The sequence below is a fragment of the Amycolatopsis mongoliensis genome, assembly GCF_030285665.1.
Classification (GTDB): domain Bacteria; phylum Actinomycetota; class Actinomycetes; order Mycobacteriales; family Pseudonocardiaceae; genus Amycolatopsis; species Amycolatopsis mongoliensis.
The window spans coordinates 296026-312083 of the sequence record NZ_CP127295.1; the positions used below are offsets into that span (position 1 = coordinate 296026).

Genomic DNA, 16058 nt, shown 5'->3' on the forward strand with positions numbered 1-16058 from the left:
ACCAGACGTCTTCCACCCAATGGATGACGCAGGCACGACGAAGGGGACTTTCCTCGCGTGACCAGCGAGAAAAGTCCCCTTCGGGACGACCGTCAGCCGATCCGGACGAGCCGGGAGCCGTGCGCGGGGACGGCGGAAGCGGTCCACGAGCCCCGGAACCGCCCGAGGTCCTCGCGCGCGACGAGGTCACGCACCGGCCGCGCGCCCGGAACGCCGAGGTCCACCGTGATGTCCGCGGGCGTGGAACCCAGGTTGTAGACGGCCGCGTACCACCGGCCGTCCGGCGCGCGCTTCCGCCACACCTGGTGGTCGCCGCCGGTCACCCGCGTCGGGTGGGAACCCGCGTGATCGACCGCGATGACCTCGGGATTGATCAGGATCGACACGGCGGAAGCGTCCAGGAAGTAGATGTCTCCCCCGACGTACAGCGGCGAGGACGCCATGGACCAGAACGTCATCACGCTCTGCCGCTCGACGTCGGAGATCCCGTCCTGGATGCCGCTGCCGGTGTTGTTGCTGATCGGCATCGAGTCCAGGTCCGGCCGGTACTGCGGGCCGAAGACACCCTGCCAGTTCGGCAGATCCGTCCAGCGCGCCTTCACCGAACCGTCCCACGTGGACACCGTGTCGCAGTAGCACTCGACGTCGGTGTCGATCCGCACGCCGTTGGCATAGGGGGCGAGCGAAGGCCCGATGGACCGCGGCACCGGCCACGCGCTCGCCGTCAGCCACATCGGCCGCCGTGCGTGGTCGATGGCCGCGGACCACGCCTCGATGTCCGCGACGTTGTCTTCGGTCGTCCCGTCGACCTTGATGAAGTCCACGCCCCAGGACGCGAACCGGGAGACGATCGAGTCGTAGTACTTCTGCGCGCAGGGGTTCCCGAAGTCGACCTTCCAGTTGCCGCCCCAGCCGTTGGACGGCGTCAGCGGCCGGTAGGCGATGTCCTGCGCGTGGCACGAGGTCCCGAGGATGGGCGCGTTCTTGTCGTAGACCTCCTTCTCGAGCCCGGTCACGGCGTACAGGCCGAGCTTGAGGCCCAGGCCGTGGACGTAGGAGGCCAACGCGGGGATCCCCGAAGGGAAGCGGCCGGGATCAGGCGCCGGGATCCCGTTGACGTCGGTGTGGAACACCCACGACAGGTCGGCGTTCCAGCCCGAGTCGATGTTGACGTAGGTGTAGCCCGCGGACTTGAGCTTCGAAGCCATGGCCGAAGCCGCGTCACGGACGTGCGACTCGTTAAGCCACGAAGTGCCGTAACCCGCGCGGGTCGACGACTCGAGGCTCCAGCTGCTCCAGCCCATGAACGGCCGCACGAACGGCGTCCGGGCATCGGCGGAGGGCACAAAGAAGACCGAAATACCCAGGATGGCGAGAAAAACGGAAAGGAGGCGCTTCACTGAACACTCCTCGATAGGGGACCTACTCCTTGAGCCCGCTCGCCGCGATTCCGCGGACGATGAACCGCTGGGCGACCAGGAACATCGCGACCAGCGGCGCGATGGTGACCAGAGCGCCGGCGAACAGCGCCGGCAGGTTGACCGACTGCGCGGTCAGGAACGTCGAGAGCGCGATCTGCGCGGTCCACGACGACGGGTCCTGCCCGATCACCAGCGGCCACAGGAACGCGTTCCAGCTTTCGATGAACATCAGCGCGCCGAGCGAGGCGATCATGCTCCCGGAGTTCGGCAGGACCAGCCGCCGGTAGACGCCGAGGTAGCCGAGCCCGTCGAGCCGGCCCGCCTCTTCGATCTCGGCGGGGAACCGCAGGTAGAAGTTGCGGAAGAGGATCACGGTGAACGCGCTGAACAGGTTCGGCGCGATGATGCCCCACTCCGTGTTGACCCCGCCCATCGACCCGACGACGACGAACGTCGGCACGAACGTCACCGACTGCGGGATCATCAGCGTGACCAGCACGTACGTGAACACCGCGCGGCGTCCCGGCACGTTGATCCGGGCCAGCGCGTACCCGGCCATCGAGCCGAACAGCGTGCCCACCGGCGCGGTGACGATCGCGACCAGGAACGAGTTCCAGAGCGAGTGCGCCATCGGCACCGACGCGTCGGCGAACAGGTCGCCGAAGTTGACCCAGGACAGGGGGTCCGGCAGCCACGACCAGTCCGGCGAGCTGACCTGCTGGCGCGTCATGAGCGCGTTGCGCAGCATGATGTAGAAGGGCAGCAGGAAGATCACCGCGAGCGCCGAAGCCAGGACGTACTTCGGCGCCTTCCGAGGCGCGGTCAGGACGGCCATCAGTCCTTCTTCCCGAAGCCGACGAACCGGCCCTGCAGCAGCGTGATCACGACGATGAGCACGGTCAGCAGGAACGCGCCCGCCGAGCCGACGCCGTAGTTCTGATCGCCCAGCGCGGAGTCGTAGAGGTAGACCAGCGGTGGCTTCACCGGCGCGGTCGCGGTGCCCGAAAGCCCGGTGCCGAACAGGTTGTAGAACTCGTCGAAGGCCTGGAACGCGGCGATCAGGATCAGCAGCAGCACCGCCACCGACGTGTTCCGCAGCTGCGGCAACGTGATGTAGCGGAAGGCCTGCCACTTCGTCGTGCCGTCCAGCTCGCCGGCTTCGTACAGCGACGGCGAGATCGCCTGCAGCCCGGCCAGGAACAGGATCATGTACAGCCCGACCTGCAGCCACAACCGCAGCGTCACCACCGCGACCCAGTACACCGGCGGGCTCGTCTCCGACAGCCACGGCACCGGGTCGGCGCCGAACAGGCCGCCGAGGACGTTCGCGACGCCGGACGGCAGGCCGTTGAACAGTGCCATCTTCCAGACCAGCGCCGCGACGACGTACGACACCGCGGCCGGGATGAGGAAGATCGTCCGGAAGAACGCCTTGCCCCGCTTGATGCTGTTGACGAGCACCGCGAGGCCGAGCGACGCCACGAACGTGATCGGCACGATGAACACGGTGAAGATCGCGATCGTCGACAGCGACGTCAGGAAGGCGTCGTCGCCGAGCAGGAACGCGTAGTTGTCGAAGCCGGTCCAGTGCCCGAGCGTGATGGTGCCGCGGGCGTCGTTGAAGCTGAGCAGGAAGCTCCACGCGATCGCGACGTACTTGAACAGCCCCAGCCCGAGCACCACGGGCCCGGTCAGCACCACGAACGCGCCGATCGCACGCCAGTCCCGGCGACGGCGGCGCTTCTTCGCCACCACCGGGACGGCCGGCGCCTCCAGCAGGGCGGTCATCAGGCCAGCTGCTTGTCGACTTCGGCCTGTGCCTTCTTCGCCGCGTCGGCGAGCTCGGCGGCCGGGTCGGCCTGCCCGTTCGCGATCTTGGTCGCGGCCTGCAGGAACAGCGTGGCCGACGCCTTGTTCCACAGCCCCGAGTAGGACTTGCCGTCCTGTTGCGAGATCGTCACGGCGTCCTTCGCCGGGCCGCTGGAGAACTCGGTCGTCTGCGCGGCGACCGGCTTGCGCGCCGGGATGTGGAAGCCGTACTTGACGCACCAGTCCTTCTGCAGGTCGGCGTTCTTGATCCACAGCCAGTCGATGAACTTCTTGACGGCCTCGAGGTTCTGGGACTTCGCGTTGGCCAGCTGGTACCAGCCGCCGACCCGGGCGACCTGCTTGCCGGCGTCGCCGAACTTCGGCCACGCGACGACGCCGAAGTCGTCGCCGAGCGCCTTCTTGATGTCCGGCAGCGACCACAGCCCGCCCCACTGCATCGCGGTGGCGCCGTTGGCGAACGCGCCCGGGTCGGACCAGTCCGTCGGGTAACCCTGGAGCAGGCCGCCGGTGTCGTGCAGCTGCTTGAGCCCGCCGATCGCGGCGATCGCCTCGGGTGAGGCGAAGGCGACCTTCTTGCCGCTGCTGTCGAAGAAGTCCCCGCCGGACGACCACAGCAGGAGCGTCGCGGCCTCGCCGACGCCGTCCGTGCCGACGTACAGGCCCTTCTGCTTGCCGGTGTCGAGCTTGCGAGTCGCGTCGAGCAGCTCGGCGAACGTCCGCGGCGGCTGCACGCCCGCGGCCTGCAGCGCGGACTTGCGGTAGTACAGCATCATGACGTCGTCGATCATCTTGACGCCGTAGATCTTGCCGTCGACGGTCACGGTGCCCAGCGCGGCCGGGCTGAAGTCGGCCTTGGCCGGCGCGATGACGTCGTCGAGCGGCGCGAGCAGGCCGTTCTTGACGTTCTGGTACCGGAAGTCGCCGAGCTCGAACAGGTCCGGCGCCTGCGCGGTGAGCATCGCGGAGTTGAGCTTCGTCTCGTAGTCGCCGGCGATCCAGCTGACGTTGATCGCGATGTCCGGGTTGGCCTTGGTGAACTCCTGGGCGTAGCGCTGGACGGCCTGCTGCGTCCCGGATTCGCCGTACGCGTGGTACCACTGCTGCAGCGTGACCTTCGCACCGGAAGCGGCGCCCGCGTTCTTGTTCAGCGGGTCCGAGGTGCAGCCCGCGAGGGCCGCTCCCCCGGCGAACAGCACGGAACCGACCAGGAAGCTTCGACGATTCATGGGGCTCACAAGGACTCCTTAGACGCTCTCGGCGACGAAAAGGCTTTGGATGGCGACGGCGGCCGCGCCCCGCGCCCACTCCTCGAACGGCAGCGGCCGGATCACCAGGCCGCAGCGGGCGGCGCTGCCGAACGCCTGGACCGCGAAGGTCCGGCGGATCTGCTCTTCGAACAGGTCGTAGGTGGCGACGCCTTCCCCGGAGACGACGACCCGTTCCGGGCCGAACAGGTTGACCAGCGCGGCCAGCCCGAGCCCGATCGCGTGCCCGGCGGCGGCGAACACCTCGCGCAGCGGCTCGTCACCGCCGCGAGCGCGCGTCACCGCTTCGTCCATCGAGAGCCCGGGTTCGCCGGAGACTTCACGCGCGCGCAGAAGGATCGCCTCGGTGGACGCGATCGCCTCGACACAGCCACGGCCGCCGCAGTGGCAGGGCGGGCCGCCGTCGGCGACCGGGACGTGCCCGATCTCGCCCGCGACGCCGTGCGCGCCGCGGACCAGGTCGCCGTTCACCACGAGCGCACTGCCGATGCCCGTACCCACCGTGACCAGCGCGAACGACGACGCGCCGACGCCTTCGCCGAACCACTGCTCGGCGACGGCGAGGGCCTTGACGTCGTTCTCCAGCGTCACGGTCAGCCCCGTCGCCTCCCCCAGCAGCTCCGCCAGCGGCACGTCCCGCCAGCCGAGGAACGGCGAGTACCGGACGACGCCGGACGCGCGGTCGACGTCGCCGGAGACCGCGACGCCCAGGCAGTAGGCCCGCTCGCGGAGGTTGCTGGTGCCGTCCGGGGTCGGCCCGGCCAGCAGCTCGCCGACGAGGTCGGCCAGCGCGCGGACGACGTGCTCGACGTCGTGGCCCGCCAGCGCGTGGTGGGCGCTGGCGCGGACGTCGGCGCGCAGGTCGGTGACCACGCCGATGAGATCGTCGCCGGTGATCTTGACGCCGACGAAGTACTCGCGGTCGGGCCGGATGGCGAGGGGGTTCGCGGGCCGCCCGGCACCGGGGCCCGTGCGGCCTTCGGAGGCGAGCTCTTCGAGGTAGCCGGCTTCGATGAACGGCCGGGCCGCCTTGGTGACCGCGGCCGACGACAGGCCGGTGCGCCGGGCGACGTCGACGCGGGAGACCGGCCCCTCGGTCAGGACCGTGGTGAACACGGTCGCTGCCGCGGGACTGGTGATCGGCGCCCTTGCCGGTGCACTGCGAGGCATGGCCGGAAGGGTAGGCAGGATTAATTAACTTCGTCAAGAATTTATTTTTTCGCTGGTCATGCCTACGCTCGGGATCATGTCGCTCGTCGAACACGACCCCGCGAACCGGCTTTGGCTGCTGCGCACCCCCGAGAGCTCGTACGCCTTCCGGCTCGACGCCGGCGACCGGCCGCGGCACGTCCACTGGGGCCCGCCCCTGACCCTCTCCCAGGCCACGCAGGTCGCCGCGCGCCGCAACCCGGCCGACAGCAGCTTCGACGAGCCCGGCGACGAGCGGCAGGAACTGCCGGCCGAAGGCGGCGCCTTCTTCGGCGTCGCGGCGCTGGCCGTGCGGTACGAGGACGGGACGTCGGCGCTCGAGTGGCGCTACGACGGCTTCGCGATCGAGGACGGCACGCTGGTCGTGCGGCTCGTCGACCGGCACTACCCCCTCGAACTCTCGCTGCACTACCGCCTCCGCGGTGACGTCGTCGAACGCTGGACCTCCCTGCGCGCGGACCAGCCGGTCTCCCTGCTGCGCACGGATTCCGCGGCGTGGACGCTCCCCCGGCGCGAGGGCGCGCGGCTCACCCGGACGTCGGGTGCGTGGAGCGCCGAGTACGGCGTGCTGCGCGAACCGCTGCCGGTCGGCGAAACCACGCTCACCAGCCGCCGCGGCGTGTCCAGCCACCAGGTCAATCCCTGGGTGATGCTGGACGCGGGCGACGCGACCGAGACGTCCGGCGAAGTGTGGTCGACGGCGCTCGCCTGGAGCGGCAGCTGGCGGATCACCGTCGAGCACACGCACACCGGGCGAGTGACGTGGACCGGCGGCTTCGGCCACGAGAACGTCGCCTGGCAGCTGCGCCCCGGCGAAACCTGGGAGACGCCGGTGTTCGCCGGGCTCTACGCGGCCGACGGCTTCGGCGGAACGAGCCGACGTTGGCACGCCTACGTCCGCGAGTTCGTCCAGCCGCACCCGGAAGAGCTGCGGCCGATCGTCTACAACTCCTGGGAGGCCACCGGCTGGGACGTCGACGAGCGGACCGAAACCGAGCTGGCCGCGGCCGCGGCGAAACTCGGGGCCGAGCTGTTCGTCATGGACGACGGCTGGTTCGGTGCCCGCACCGGCGACACCGCCGGGCTCGGCGACTGGACCGCCAACGAACAGCGCTTCCCGGCCGGGTTGCGGCCCCTGGTCGACGCGGTCCACGCGCACGGGATGAAGTTCGGGCTGTGGATCGAGCCGGAGATGGTCAACCCGGACAGCGACCTCTACCGCGCGCACCCGGACTGGGTGCTGCACATGGCGAACCGCGAACGCACGACGCTGCGGAACCAGCTCGTGCTGAACTTCGCGCGCCCGGACGTCGCGGACTGGGCGCACCAGTGGCTCGACCGGCTCGTCGGCGAGCACGGCATCGACTACTTGAAGTGGGACATGAACCGCGCCTTCACCGAAGCCGGCTGGCCGGGCGGGGAGGCCGGCCGCGTGTGGGTGGACCACGTCCGCGCGGTGCACCGGATCCTCGGCCGGCTGCGCGCGGACCACCCGACGTTGCGGATCCAGGGCTGCGCAGGCGGCGGCGGGCGCACCGACCTCGGGATCCTCGCCCGCACCGACGAGATCTGGGCGTCCGACAACACCGACGCCGCCGACCGGATCACCATCCAGCACGGCTACGGCCAGGTCTACCCGGCCGGCACGATGTCCGCCTGGGTCACCGACAGCCCGAACCCGACCACCGGCCGCGAGGCGCCGCTGAGCTTCCGGTTCCACGTCGCGATGGCGGGCGTGCTCGGCCTGGGCGGTGACCTGCCGCGCTGGAGTGCCGCCGAACTCGGCGAAGCGGCGTCGCTCGTCGCGCTGTACAAGGAAATCCGGCCCGTGGTGCAGCACGGCGAGCTGTACCGGCTGGCGGACCCGGCGAAGTCGGCGCTCACCGCGGTGCAGTACGTGCTGGCGGGCGAGGTGGTCGTGTTCTTCTGGCGGCGGCCCACGGAGTTCGCGCGCCCGGTCACGCCGCCGCGCCTGGTTGGGCTGGCTCCGGCGGGGCGGTACCGCGACCAGGACGGCGTCGTGCACGACGGCGCGGTGCTGCTGAGCCACGGTCTCGACGTCGACCTGCCCGGGAGCGGCTACGCGAGCGCGGTGGTGCGGCTGACCAGGGTCTGAATACCCACGTCGACCGGCGTCACCAGGACGGGTGAGGCGGATTGACTTTTCACCGGGCACGGCCTGAATGTGAAAGTCCTTCACTTCGCCGCTCGCCAACGGAGGCAGCATGCGCAGGCGCCTGACCACCCTGCTGGCCGTGCCCGTGATCGCCGCGCTCGCTGCCGCCGCCCCGGCGTCGGCGAGCGCGCGCTACCACGAGTACGTCGCGCTCGGAGATTCGTGGACCGCCGACGTCTTCGTGACCTTCCCGCCCACCACCGAGTTCACCCCGCTCGACTGCGCACAGTCCACTTCGGACTACCCGCACGAGGTCGCCGGCGCGCTCGGCGTCGAGACCTTCCGCGACGCGAGCTGCGGAGGCGCGACGACGACCGACTTCACGCAGCCGCAGAAGCTGCCGCTGGGCGGGACGAACCCGCCGCAGTTCGACCGGCTCACACCGTCGACCGACCTGGTCACCGTGGGCATCGGCGGCAACGACATCGGGCTCGCGGCGGCCGTGACGAAGTGCCTCACCGTCCTGCCGGTGAGCACCTGCAAGGCGAAGTTCACCGCGGGCGGCGTCGACCAGCTGGAAAACGCGGTCGCGGCGGCCGAGCCCAAGGTCGCGAACGCGCTGCAGCAGATCCGCGAACGCTCGCCGCAGGCGCGGGTCCTGCTGGTGAACTACCTCGCCGGGCTGCCCGCGAGCGGGAAGGGGTGCTGGCCGGTGATCCCCATCGCCGACGGCGACGTCGCCTACCTGCAGGCGAAGTTCCTCCAGATGAACGCCATGCTCGCGCGGGTCGCCGCGGGCAACGGCGCCGAACTCGTCGACACCTACACCCCGACCGTCGGGCACGACGCGTGCCAGGCGCCCACCGTGCGCTACGCCGAGGGCCTGATCCCGATCTCGGCGAGCAACCCGCTGCTGCTCGCGTTCCCCTTCCACCCCAACGGCGCCGGGGCCGCCGCGCAGTCGGAGATCGTTCTCGAGGCGGTTCAGGGGGACTAGGCTGTCGGGGTGCCCAAGATCGCGGTGACCCGCTGGATTCCCGACGACGCGGTGAAGCTGCTGGCCCAAGCGGGCGAGGTGGCGGTGTCCGAGCTGGACCGGCCGCTCACGCCCGCCGAGCTGCACGAGTTCGTGGCCGGCGCGGACGCCGTGGTCGGCATGCTGCACGACCGGCTCGACGGCGCGCTCGCCGACGCCGCCGGCCCGGGACTGAAGGTGGTCGCGAACGTCGCGGTCGGCTACGACAACGTCGACGTCCCGGCCCTGGCCGGACGCGGCGTCGTCGTCACCAACACCCCGGGCGTGCTCACCGACGCCACCGCCGACCTCGCCTTCGGCCTGCTGCTCGCCGTCACGCGGCGCCTCGGCGAAGGCGAACGGCTGCTGCGCTCGCGCACGCCGTGGTCGTTCCACCTCGGTTTCCTGCTCGGCTCGGGGCTGCAGGGCAAGACGCTCGGCATCGTCGGGTTCGGCCAGATCGGCCGCGCGATGGCGAAGCGGGCCGAGGCCTTCGGCATGTCGATCGTCTACACCGGACGGTCGAAGCAGGACACGGACGCCGAGTTCGTTTCGCTCGAAGAACTTTTCGACCGCTCGGACGTCGTCTCGCTGCACTGCCCGCTGACCCCGGAGACGCGCCACCTCATCGACGCCGCGGCGTTGCGCGCGATGAAACCGGGCGCGTACCTGGTGAACACGACGCGTGGCCCGGTCGTCGACGAGGCCGCGCTGGCGGACGCCCTGGAAGCCGGGGGGATCGCGGGCGCCGCGCTCGACGTGTTCGAGAAGGAACCCGAGGTCGAACCGCGGCTGCTCGGCCGCGACGACGTCGTGCTGAGCCCGCACCTCGGGTCCGCCACGGTCGAGACCCGCACCGCGATGGCCGTGCTGGCGGCCCGCAACGTCGCGGCGGTGCTCGCCGGGCGTCCCCCGCTGACGGAGGTGAAGCCGTGACCCGTGTCGTCATCGCGCCCGACAAGTTCAAGGGCAGTCTCACCGCGGTCGAGGCCGCGGAGGCCATCGCGCTCGGCGTGCGGGACGCGTTGCCGGACGCCGAGATCGTCACCTGCCCGGTCGCCGATGGCGGCGAAGGAACCCTCGACGTCCTCGAAGCGGCGGGGGCGCGGATCGTCCGGCTGACCGTCCGCGGGCCGCTCGAAGACCCGGTCCAGGCGCGGTACGCCGTGCTGGACGGCACCGCCTACGTCGAATCGGCGCGTGCGTGCGGGATCGAGTTCGTCGAACCGAGCCCGGAAACCGCGCTGGGCGCGCACACCTGGGGCGTCGGGGAGCTGCTCGCGGACGCGCTGATCCACGGGGCGAAACGGCTCGTGCTCACGGTCGGCGGCACGGCCAGCACCGACGGCGGAGCGGGGATGCTCGGCGCGCTCGGCGCCGGCGTGCTGGACGCGTTCGGCGCGCCCGTCGGCCTGGGCGGCGGCACTCTTTCCCGGGTGGCGTCGACCGAGCTGGCACCGGTGCGGGAACGCCTCGAGGGCGTGCGTGTCGCGGTCGCGACCGACGTCACGAACCCGTTGCTGGGGCCGGAAGGCGCCGCGGCGGTGTTCGGGCCCCAGAAGGGCGCGGGGCCGTCGGAGGTGAAGCTGCTCGACGAGGCGCTGGGCCGGTGGGCACACGCGCTCCAGGTGGGTGGCGCTCCGGACGTCTCGCGGATCCCCGGCGCGGGTGCCGGCGGCGGGGTCGCGGCGGGCGCGATCGCCGGGCTGGGGGCGACCGTGGAGTCGGGGTTCGCCCTCATCGCCGGGCTGACCGGGGTCGACCGGGCCCTCGACGGCGCCGATCTCGTCATCACCGGTGAGGGTTCGCTCGACGAGCAGAGCCTGAACGGCAAGGCGCCGGCCGGGATCGCGGACCGGGCGCGGCCGCGGGGGGTGCCGGTGCTGGCGCTGGCCGGGCGGATCCAGCTCGACGACGCCGGGCTGGCCCGGCTCGGAGTGGTGGGGAGCAGCGCCCTGATCGACCACGCGCCGTCGCTCGACCATGCGCGGGAGCACGCGGCGGAGCTGCTGCGGGCGCGCGCCGCGGAGCTCGTCCGCGACTGGGCAGCCCGCTAGCGAACGGACCTTCCGCGCCGCTGCGAAAGGCCCGTCCGCCGCGGTCAGCTCGTGTGCTGCGGAAGCACGGCGAAGGCGACTCCGCCGGCTTCGTCCTCTTGGACGTCGAGCACCTTGTCGTCGAGCAACGCAGCGGCCTGGGGCTCCAGGAAGACCTTCGGGCCTTCCTCGGCGCCCAGTACGCTGTCGCCGTCCGCGGGTTCGGGGGCGACGGACAGCGCCAGCTGGGCACTTTCCCCGTCGGCGTTCTGGACTGCCAGGCGGAGCCCGGCTTCGCCCTCCCCCTGACTGGTCAGTGCGGTGATCGCCTCGGCGGCGGCTTCGGTCACGGTCAGCATCTTCGGCCTTCCCTTCGTCGCGGTCGGATGCACTGTGGTGCCCCACGCTAGGGGCGTCCGTTCGGACGTGCAGTCTGAGCGGATCAGCCCTGCCGCGCCTCACGGATGGCGTCCGCCACGGAGCCACCCGCGTAGTCCGCCTGTTCGCGCGCATCGGAGTCGGCGTGGCGGTGCGGCATTTCGTCGGCCGGGGTCACCTGCTCGAAGTCCGCCGGCGCGTCCTCGACGGTCTCGTCGAGCTGGTCGGCCGGGGTCGCCGCGAGCGGGCGCTCCGGGACCGGCTCCGGCTCGGTGTCCGGCACCTCTTCGGCGAGGCGCTGGTCCATCGGCTCGCCTTCGCGGACTTCTCGGGGCGTGGTGCCGAAGCGGTCGGCGGCACTCCAGTGCTCGGGTGGGTCGATGCCCTCTTCGAGGGGGTCCACGCGCAGCTCGTCCTCGTCCAGCGCCTCGCTGGGGTCCAAGCTTTCCGGTTCACTCACAGCTTTCTCCCGGCGCGTAGGCAGTACTCCGTCTCCGGGGACCTACCCGAGGCGGGAGAGGCCGAAACTCCGGCGGTGTCACCGGGATCACATTTCTTCAACGGGTTTAACATATTCACAATTTTGTGAACGCGGAGTACTTTCCCACCATGGCCACCACCAGGTGCGCACCGGGACACCGGCTGCTCGCCACCGACCCGGAACGGCACCACGAGCTCGGCACGCACGCCGCGTGGTACGCCGTGGCCGGCGTGGTGACGACCGGCGTGCAGGCGGCCCTGTTCCTCCTGCTGCGCGACGAGCTCGGCTCCCAGGTGGCGAACCTGGTCGCGATCGCGCTGACGACGATCGGGAACACGGAGTTCCACCGCCGCGTCACCTTCGCCGGGCGGCCGAGCAACGCCGGGAAGCGGCACCTGCAGGACCTGCTGACGTTCGCCTTCTACGCCGGGTACGGCTCGGCCGTGCTGGCGATCCTCGACGCCGTCGTGGACCGGCCGACGTCGTGGGAGGAGACCGGCACGCTGCTGCTGGCCAGCCTGGTCGGCGGGTTCGTGCGGTTCGCGGTGCTGCGCTGGTGGGTGTTCGCGCACCACTCCGAAGGGGCTGCCGCCGCCCAGAGCGGCTAGTGTCGCGCGTCGAAAGTTGTTCGACGTTCGGGGCGGCGGGAACCTGCGCCAGGAGAGCCCAGCCCCGTGCAGCCCCGGCCGCGATGCAGTGAATGACCCATTCACCTCGTCCGACGACATGAATGACTCATTCATGTCGCCGGACCAGCCACCGCGACCCTCGACAGCTCCAGGTCCGATGCACCCGACACCACGTTGGCGCGCAGGGCCGGGCCGCTGTCAACGAACCTCAGACGCGCGACACCAGCACCTGGAGGCGTGGCCCGGACGGCATCACACCCCACGGGGTCGGCAGCGAACCGGATTGCCGCTTCACACCGGCCAACGAACGGACGTTCCTCGCGTGGCTCCGGACGGCGCCGGGACTCTTGGCCGGCGAGGTCGCGGCGCACCAGTTCGCGCCGACCCCGGCGGCGGCCGGCGCGGTGCTCGCCGGGCCGGCCGAACCCGGCCCGCGCACCCGGACACGGACCGCACACGCCGCCCCGCCGTCCGGACACCCGGGCCGGACCTCGCCGGGAGCCGTTCGGGCCATTCGGCGCAACCTCCCCCGAAGCAAAGTCGCGCCCGAATACCGCACTTTCACGATTATCGCGACGTCAGAAATACCGTCATCCGCCTGCGGGTCATGCCGTGACCACCCCCGACGGCGCCCAGGCCGAGCACACCGGACTCGCCTGGCGGCGGACCGCCCTCGCTTCCGCCGCCTGCACCGTACTTCTCCTGCACTCCGCCGCCCAGCGCCATTGGGGTGTCTCTCTGGCCCCTGTCCTGTTCGCCGCGGTCACATCTGCCCTGCTCGCGAGGGCGGCCGTGCGCCGCGGGCGGGCGCTGCGGACCGCCCGGCCGGTGGTGATGAGCCCCGTACTGCCCGCCGTCGCGTCGCTCGCCGTGACCATGACTGCCGCCTCCGTGGCCGTTCTCCACTGACGGGTGAACTCCGCACATCCTGAAACCGATTAATCGCAATGTGCGCGGGCTGGTCGCGGGAACATCACGGTCGCTGCTGCTAACGGGGTATTGGTCGTTGAAATCTGGACTGATGCGGCGTGAGGTGCTTACGATTACCCAGCGTCGCACGGACCGCAGGTGAGTCGGGATCTCCCGGAGTATCTGCGATCGGAAAGTCACAGAGAGTTGACCCCCCGGCAGCGACGGTCGAGGGTCGGCCGGGGAGACGACTCATGACAGCACCGCCGAGGATCACCGAGCAGCCCGCGAGCGACGTTCGCGATTATCGCACTCCGGAGTCATTACCGCGGCCCAGCGGACGGCTCACCAAGGAGGACCTCGACCCGCTCGTCAAGGACGCGGGCGAGGGCAACCCCGCCGCCATCCACAACCTGCTCCAGATGATCGAGCCGGTCGTGGTGCGCTACTGCCGGGCCCGGATGGGCGGCCGCGACCTCTCCTACCTGTCGGCGGACGACGTCGCGCAGGAGGTTTGCCTCGCGGTGTTGAAGGCCCTTCCGGATTATCAGGACCGCGGCGGCTCGTTCCTCTACCTCGTCCACGCGATCGCGGCCAACAAGGTCGCCGACGCCTACCGCGCCGTCGCCCGCGACCGCTCCGAGCCCGTCCCCGAGCTCCCGGAGCGCCCGCTGGTCGCCGGCAACGAGCCCGAGAGCCACGCGCTGCACCTCGACCTCGGCGCCCGCCTCGGCCGGCTGCTCGCCTCGCTGCCGCGCGTCCAGCAGGAGATCCTGACCCTGCGCATCGCGGTCGGCTTTTCGGCGCAGGAGACCGCCGAAGCGCTCGGCATCTCCGCGGGCAACGTGCGCGTGACGCAGCACCGCGCGCTGACCCGGCTGCGCGGCATGATCCGCGACGACGAGTTCTAGGCCACCCCAGCGGCGGGCGGGGAAACCCCTTTTACCCCCTGGAGGGGGTTTCCCCGCTCGCATCCAAGCCGTAGACGCGGCGGGCGTTGTGCTCGAACACGCCCAGCCGCTCGGCATCCGAAAGCCCGCCGGTCAGCGCGATCGCCGCGTCCAGGACCACCTCGTAGGACGCCGCCAGCTCGCAGACCGGCCAGTCCGAGCCGAACAGCAGCCGCTCCGGGCCGAAGACGTCCAGCACGTGGTCGACGTACCGGCGCAGGTGGCCGACCTCCCAGCCCGTCCAGTCCGCCTCCGTGACCAGCCCGGAGAGCTTGCACACCACGTTCTCCCGCGCGGCCAGCGCCGCCACCCCGGACGCCCAGGGCTCCCACTCCCCCGCCGCGATCGGGGGCTTCGCCGCGTGGTCCAGCACCAGCCGCAGCTCCGGCAGCCGCAACGCCACCTCGGCCGCCGCGGGCAGCTGCGCCGAGCGCACCAGCAGGTCGTACGCCAGCCCGGCCGAGGCCAGGGAACTCAGCCCGGCCACGATCTCCGGGCGCAGCAGCCAGTCGTCGTCCGGTTCGTTCTCCACCTGGTGCCGGACCCCGACGAGCGGGCCCTGTTCCCGCGCCGCGGCCAGCCGGTCAACGACGTCCGGCGCGGCCAGGTCCACCCAGCCGACGACGCCCGCGATCACCGGTTCGGCCGCCGCCGTCGCGAGGAACTCCGCGGTCTCCGCTGCGGACGAGACCGTCTGGACCAGCACCGTCGCGTGGACGCCGGCCGCCTTGGTCACCGCGCGCAGGTCGTCCACCGTGTACGGACGGCGGATCGGGTCGAGGGCCTCCCCCGCCATCCACGGGTACTCGCGCCGCGACGGATCCCACAGGTGGTGGTGGGCGTCGATCACGAGACTCCTTCGGCGATCACGGCGTCGGCGCGCAGCAAGCCCGCGTCGACCAGCTCGGTCCACAGTTCCGGCGGCACCGCGGCCCGCGCGCGCCGCGCGTTCACGCTCACCTGGTCCGGATCATGCGCGCCGACGACGACCGACGCCACCGCGGGGTGCGCCATCGGCAGCGCCAGCGCGGCTTCCGGCAGCTCGACGCCGTGCCGCGCGCAGATCTTCGCGATCCGCCCGGCCCGCTCGACCAGCTCCGGCGGGGCTTCGGCGTAGTCGTAGACGCGGCCCGGCTCCGCGGTGGCCAGGATGCCGCCGTTGAACGCACCGCCGGCGACCACCCGGACGCCGCGGTCGAGGCAGAGGGGCAGCAGCTCGTCGAGGGCCGGCTGGTCGAGCAGCGTGTACCGGCCGGCCACCAGCACGACGTCGAGGTCGGTGCGGCGGACGAACTCGCCGAGCATCGGCGCCTGGTTCATCCCGGCGCCGAACCCGCCGATCACGCCCTGGTCGCGCAGCTCGCGCAGGGCGGGGAAGGCGCCGCGCAGGGCTTCCTCGAAGTGGTCGTCGGGGTCGTGGACGTAGACGATGTCGACGCGGTCGAGCCCCAGCCTGGTGAGACTGTCCTCGAAGGACCGCAGGACGCCGTCGCGGCTGAAGTCCCACCGGCGCTTGTAGGCGGCCGGGACGGCGAAGCCCTGGTCGTCGCGCGCGCCGGCCCCGTCCGGGTTCGGCTCCAGCACGCGGCCGACCTTCGTCGAGAGCACGTACTCGCCGCGGGGAAACGACCGCAGGGCCGCGCCGAGGCGGGTCTCCGAGAGGCCGAGGCCGTAGTGCGGCGCCGTGTCGAAGTACCGGACGCCCTCCTCCCACGCGCGGCGCACGGTCGCGACCGCGGTCTCGTCGCTGATCGCGTGGTAGAGGTTGCCCAGCTGCGCGCAGCCGAGACCCAGCGGGGACAGGGAGAGTTCCAACGCC

General features: G+C 71.3%; 16 protein-coding genes and 1 pseudogene. 8 read left to right on the forward strand and 9 right to left on the reverse strand.

The features are described from left to right. Positions 1–92 precede the first annotated feature (92 nt). From QRX60_RS01425 to QRX60_RS01445, 5 genes are read right to left on the reverse strand one after another with little or no spacing between them, the layout of a single operon-like run. Positions 93–1400 carry a glycoside hydrolase family 27 protein gene (locus QRX60_RS01425; protein ID WP_285998977.1) on the reverse strand — a complete coding sequence of 436 codons (1308 nt, stop codon included), beginning with the start codon at positions 1398–1400 and terminating at the stop codon, positions 93–95. 22 nt (positions 1401–1422) lie between these two features. Further along, the gene (locus QRX60_RS01430; protein ID WP_285998978.1) at positions 1423–2256 is read right to left on the reverse strand and encodes a carbohydrate ABC transporter permease; all 834 of its coding nucleotides are present in this window, start codon (positions 2254–2256) and stop codon (positions 1423–1425) included. Further along, positions 2256–3209, reverse strand: coding sequence for a carbohydrate ABC transporter permease (locus tag QRX60_RS01435; protein ID WP_285998979.1), 954 nt, complete (start codon positions 3207–3209; stop codon positions 2256–2258). Before QRX60_RS01435 ends, QRX60_RS01430 begins: the two co-directional genes overlap by 1 nt. Continuing rightward, positions 3209–4477: an ABC transporter substrate-binding protein gene (locus QRX60_RS01440; RefSeq protein ID WP_285998980.1), complete on the reverse strand. Its 1269-nt coding sequence runs from the start codon at positions 4475–4477 to the stop codon at positions 3209–3211. The genes QRX60_RS01435 and QRX60_RS01440 overlap by 1 nt, the downstream gene beginning before the upstream one ends. Before the next feature lie 18 nt (positions 4478–4495). Next, positions 4496–5686: an ROK family protein gene (locus QRX60_RS01445; RefSeq protein WP_285998981.1), complete on the reverse strand. Its 1191-nt coding sequence runs from the start codon at positions 5684–5686 to the stop codon at positions 4496–4498. A gap of 76 nt (positions 5687–5762) precedes the next feature. Here QRX60_RS01445 and QRX60_RS01450 point away from each other — a divergent pair, with 76 nt between their 5' ends. From QRX60_RS01450 to QRX60_RS01465, 4 genes are all read left to right on the forward strand, one after another. After that, a complete protein-coding gene (locus tag QRX60_RS01450) occupies positions 5763–7841 on the forward strand; it encodes an alpha-galactosidase (protein ID WP_285998982.1) in 2079 nt (692 codons plus the stop codon). 109 nt (positions 7842–7950) lie between these two features. Continuing rightward, positions 7951–8838, forward strand: a complete 888-nt coding sequence (locus QRX60_RS01455) for an SGNH/GDSL hydrolase family protein (protein WP_285998983.1) — start codon at positions 7951–7953, stop codon at positions 8836–8838. Positions 8839–8847: 9 nt separating this feature from the next. Next, positions 8848–9792: a 2-hydroxyacid dehydrogenase gene (locus tag QRX60_RS01460; protein WP_285998984.1), complete on the forward strand. Its 945-nt coding sequence runs from the start codon at positions 8848–8850 to the stop codon at positions 9790–9792. After that, on the forward strand, positions 9789–10913 hold the full coding sequence (locus QRX60_RS01465) for a glycerate kinase (protein ID WP_285998985.1): 1125 nt from the start codon (positions 9789–9791) through the stop codon (positions 10911–10913). Before QRX60_RS01460 ends, QRX60_RS01465 begins: the two co-directional genes overlap by 4 nt. A 44-nt stretch (positions 10914–10957) precedes the next feature. Here the strand turns inward: QRX60_RS01465 and QRX60_RS01470 are convergent, their stop codons facing one another. Further along, positions 10958–11251, reverse strand: a complete 294-nt coding sequence (locus QRX60_RS01470) for an iron-sulfur cluster biosynthesis family protein (protein ID WP_285998986.1) — start codon at positions 11249–11251, stop codon at positions 10958–10960. A gap of 83 nt (positions 11252–11334) precedes the next feature. Continuing rightward, positions 11335–11730 (reverse strand): hypothetical protein, encoded by a 396-nt coding sequence (locus QRX60_RS01475; protein ID WP_285998987.1) that lies wholly within the window; start codon positions 11728–11730, stop codon positions 11335–11337. Between the two features lie 149 nt (positions 11731–11879). Between QRX60_RS01475 and QRX60_RS01480 the strand changes: the two genes are divergently transcribed. The 4 genes and pseudogenes from QRX60_RS01480 to shbA all read left to right on the forward strand — a co-directional run bounded on the left by QRX60_RS01480 (position 11880) and on the right by shbA (position 14200). Then, the gene (locus QRX60_RS01480; RefSeq protein WP_285998988.1) at positions 11880–12359 is read left to right on the forward strand and encodes a GtrA family protein; all 480 of its coding nucleotides are present in this window, start codon (positions 11880–11882) and stop codon (positions 12357–12359) included. Positions 12360–12631: 272 nt separating this feature from the next. Continuing rightward, positions 12632–12796 (forward strand): annotated as a pseudogene (locus tag QRX60_RS01485) (DUF202 domain-containing protein); the annotation flags it as partial. A 196-nt stretch (positions 12797–12992) separates the two neighbouring features. Beyond that, positions 12993–13289, forward strand: coding sequence for a DUF202 domain-containing protein (locus QRX60_RS01490; RefSeq protein ID WP_285998989.1), 297 nt, complete (start codon positions 12993–12995; stop codon positions 13287–13289). Positions 13290–13543: 254 nt separating this feature from the next. Next, entirely contained in the window at positions 13544–14200 is a 657-nt protein-coding gene (gene shbA / locus QRX60_RS01495) for an RNA polymerase sigma factor ShbA (RefSeq protein WP_285998990.1), read from the forward strand. A gap of 31 nt (positions 14201–14231) precedes the next feature. Here the strand turns inward: shbA and QRX60_RS01500 are convergent, their stop codons facing one another. Together QRX60_RS01500 and QRX60_RS01505 are read right to left on the reverse strand one after the other, a co-directional pair. After that, positions 14232–15089, reverse strand: coding sequence for an amidohydrolase family protein (locus tag QRX60_RS01500; RefSeq protein ID WP_285998991.1), 858 nt, complete (start codon positions 15087–15089; stop codon positions 14232–14234). Next, positions 15086–16054, reverse strand: coding sequence for an aldo/keto reductase (locus QRX60_RS01505; RefSeq protein ID WP_285998992.1), 969 nt, complete (start codon positions 16052–16054; stop codon positions 15086–15088). Before QRX60_RS01505 ends, QRX60_RS01500 begins: the two co-directional genes overlap by 4 nt. Positions 16055–16058 lie beyond the last annotated feature (4 nt).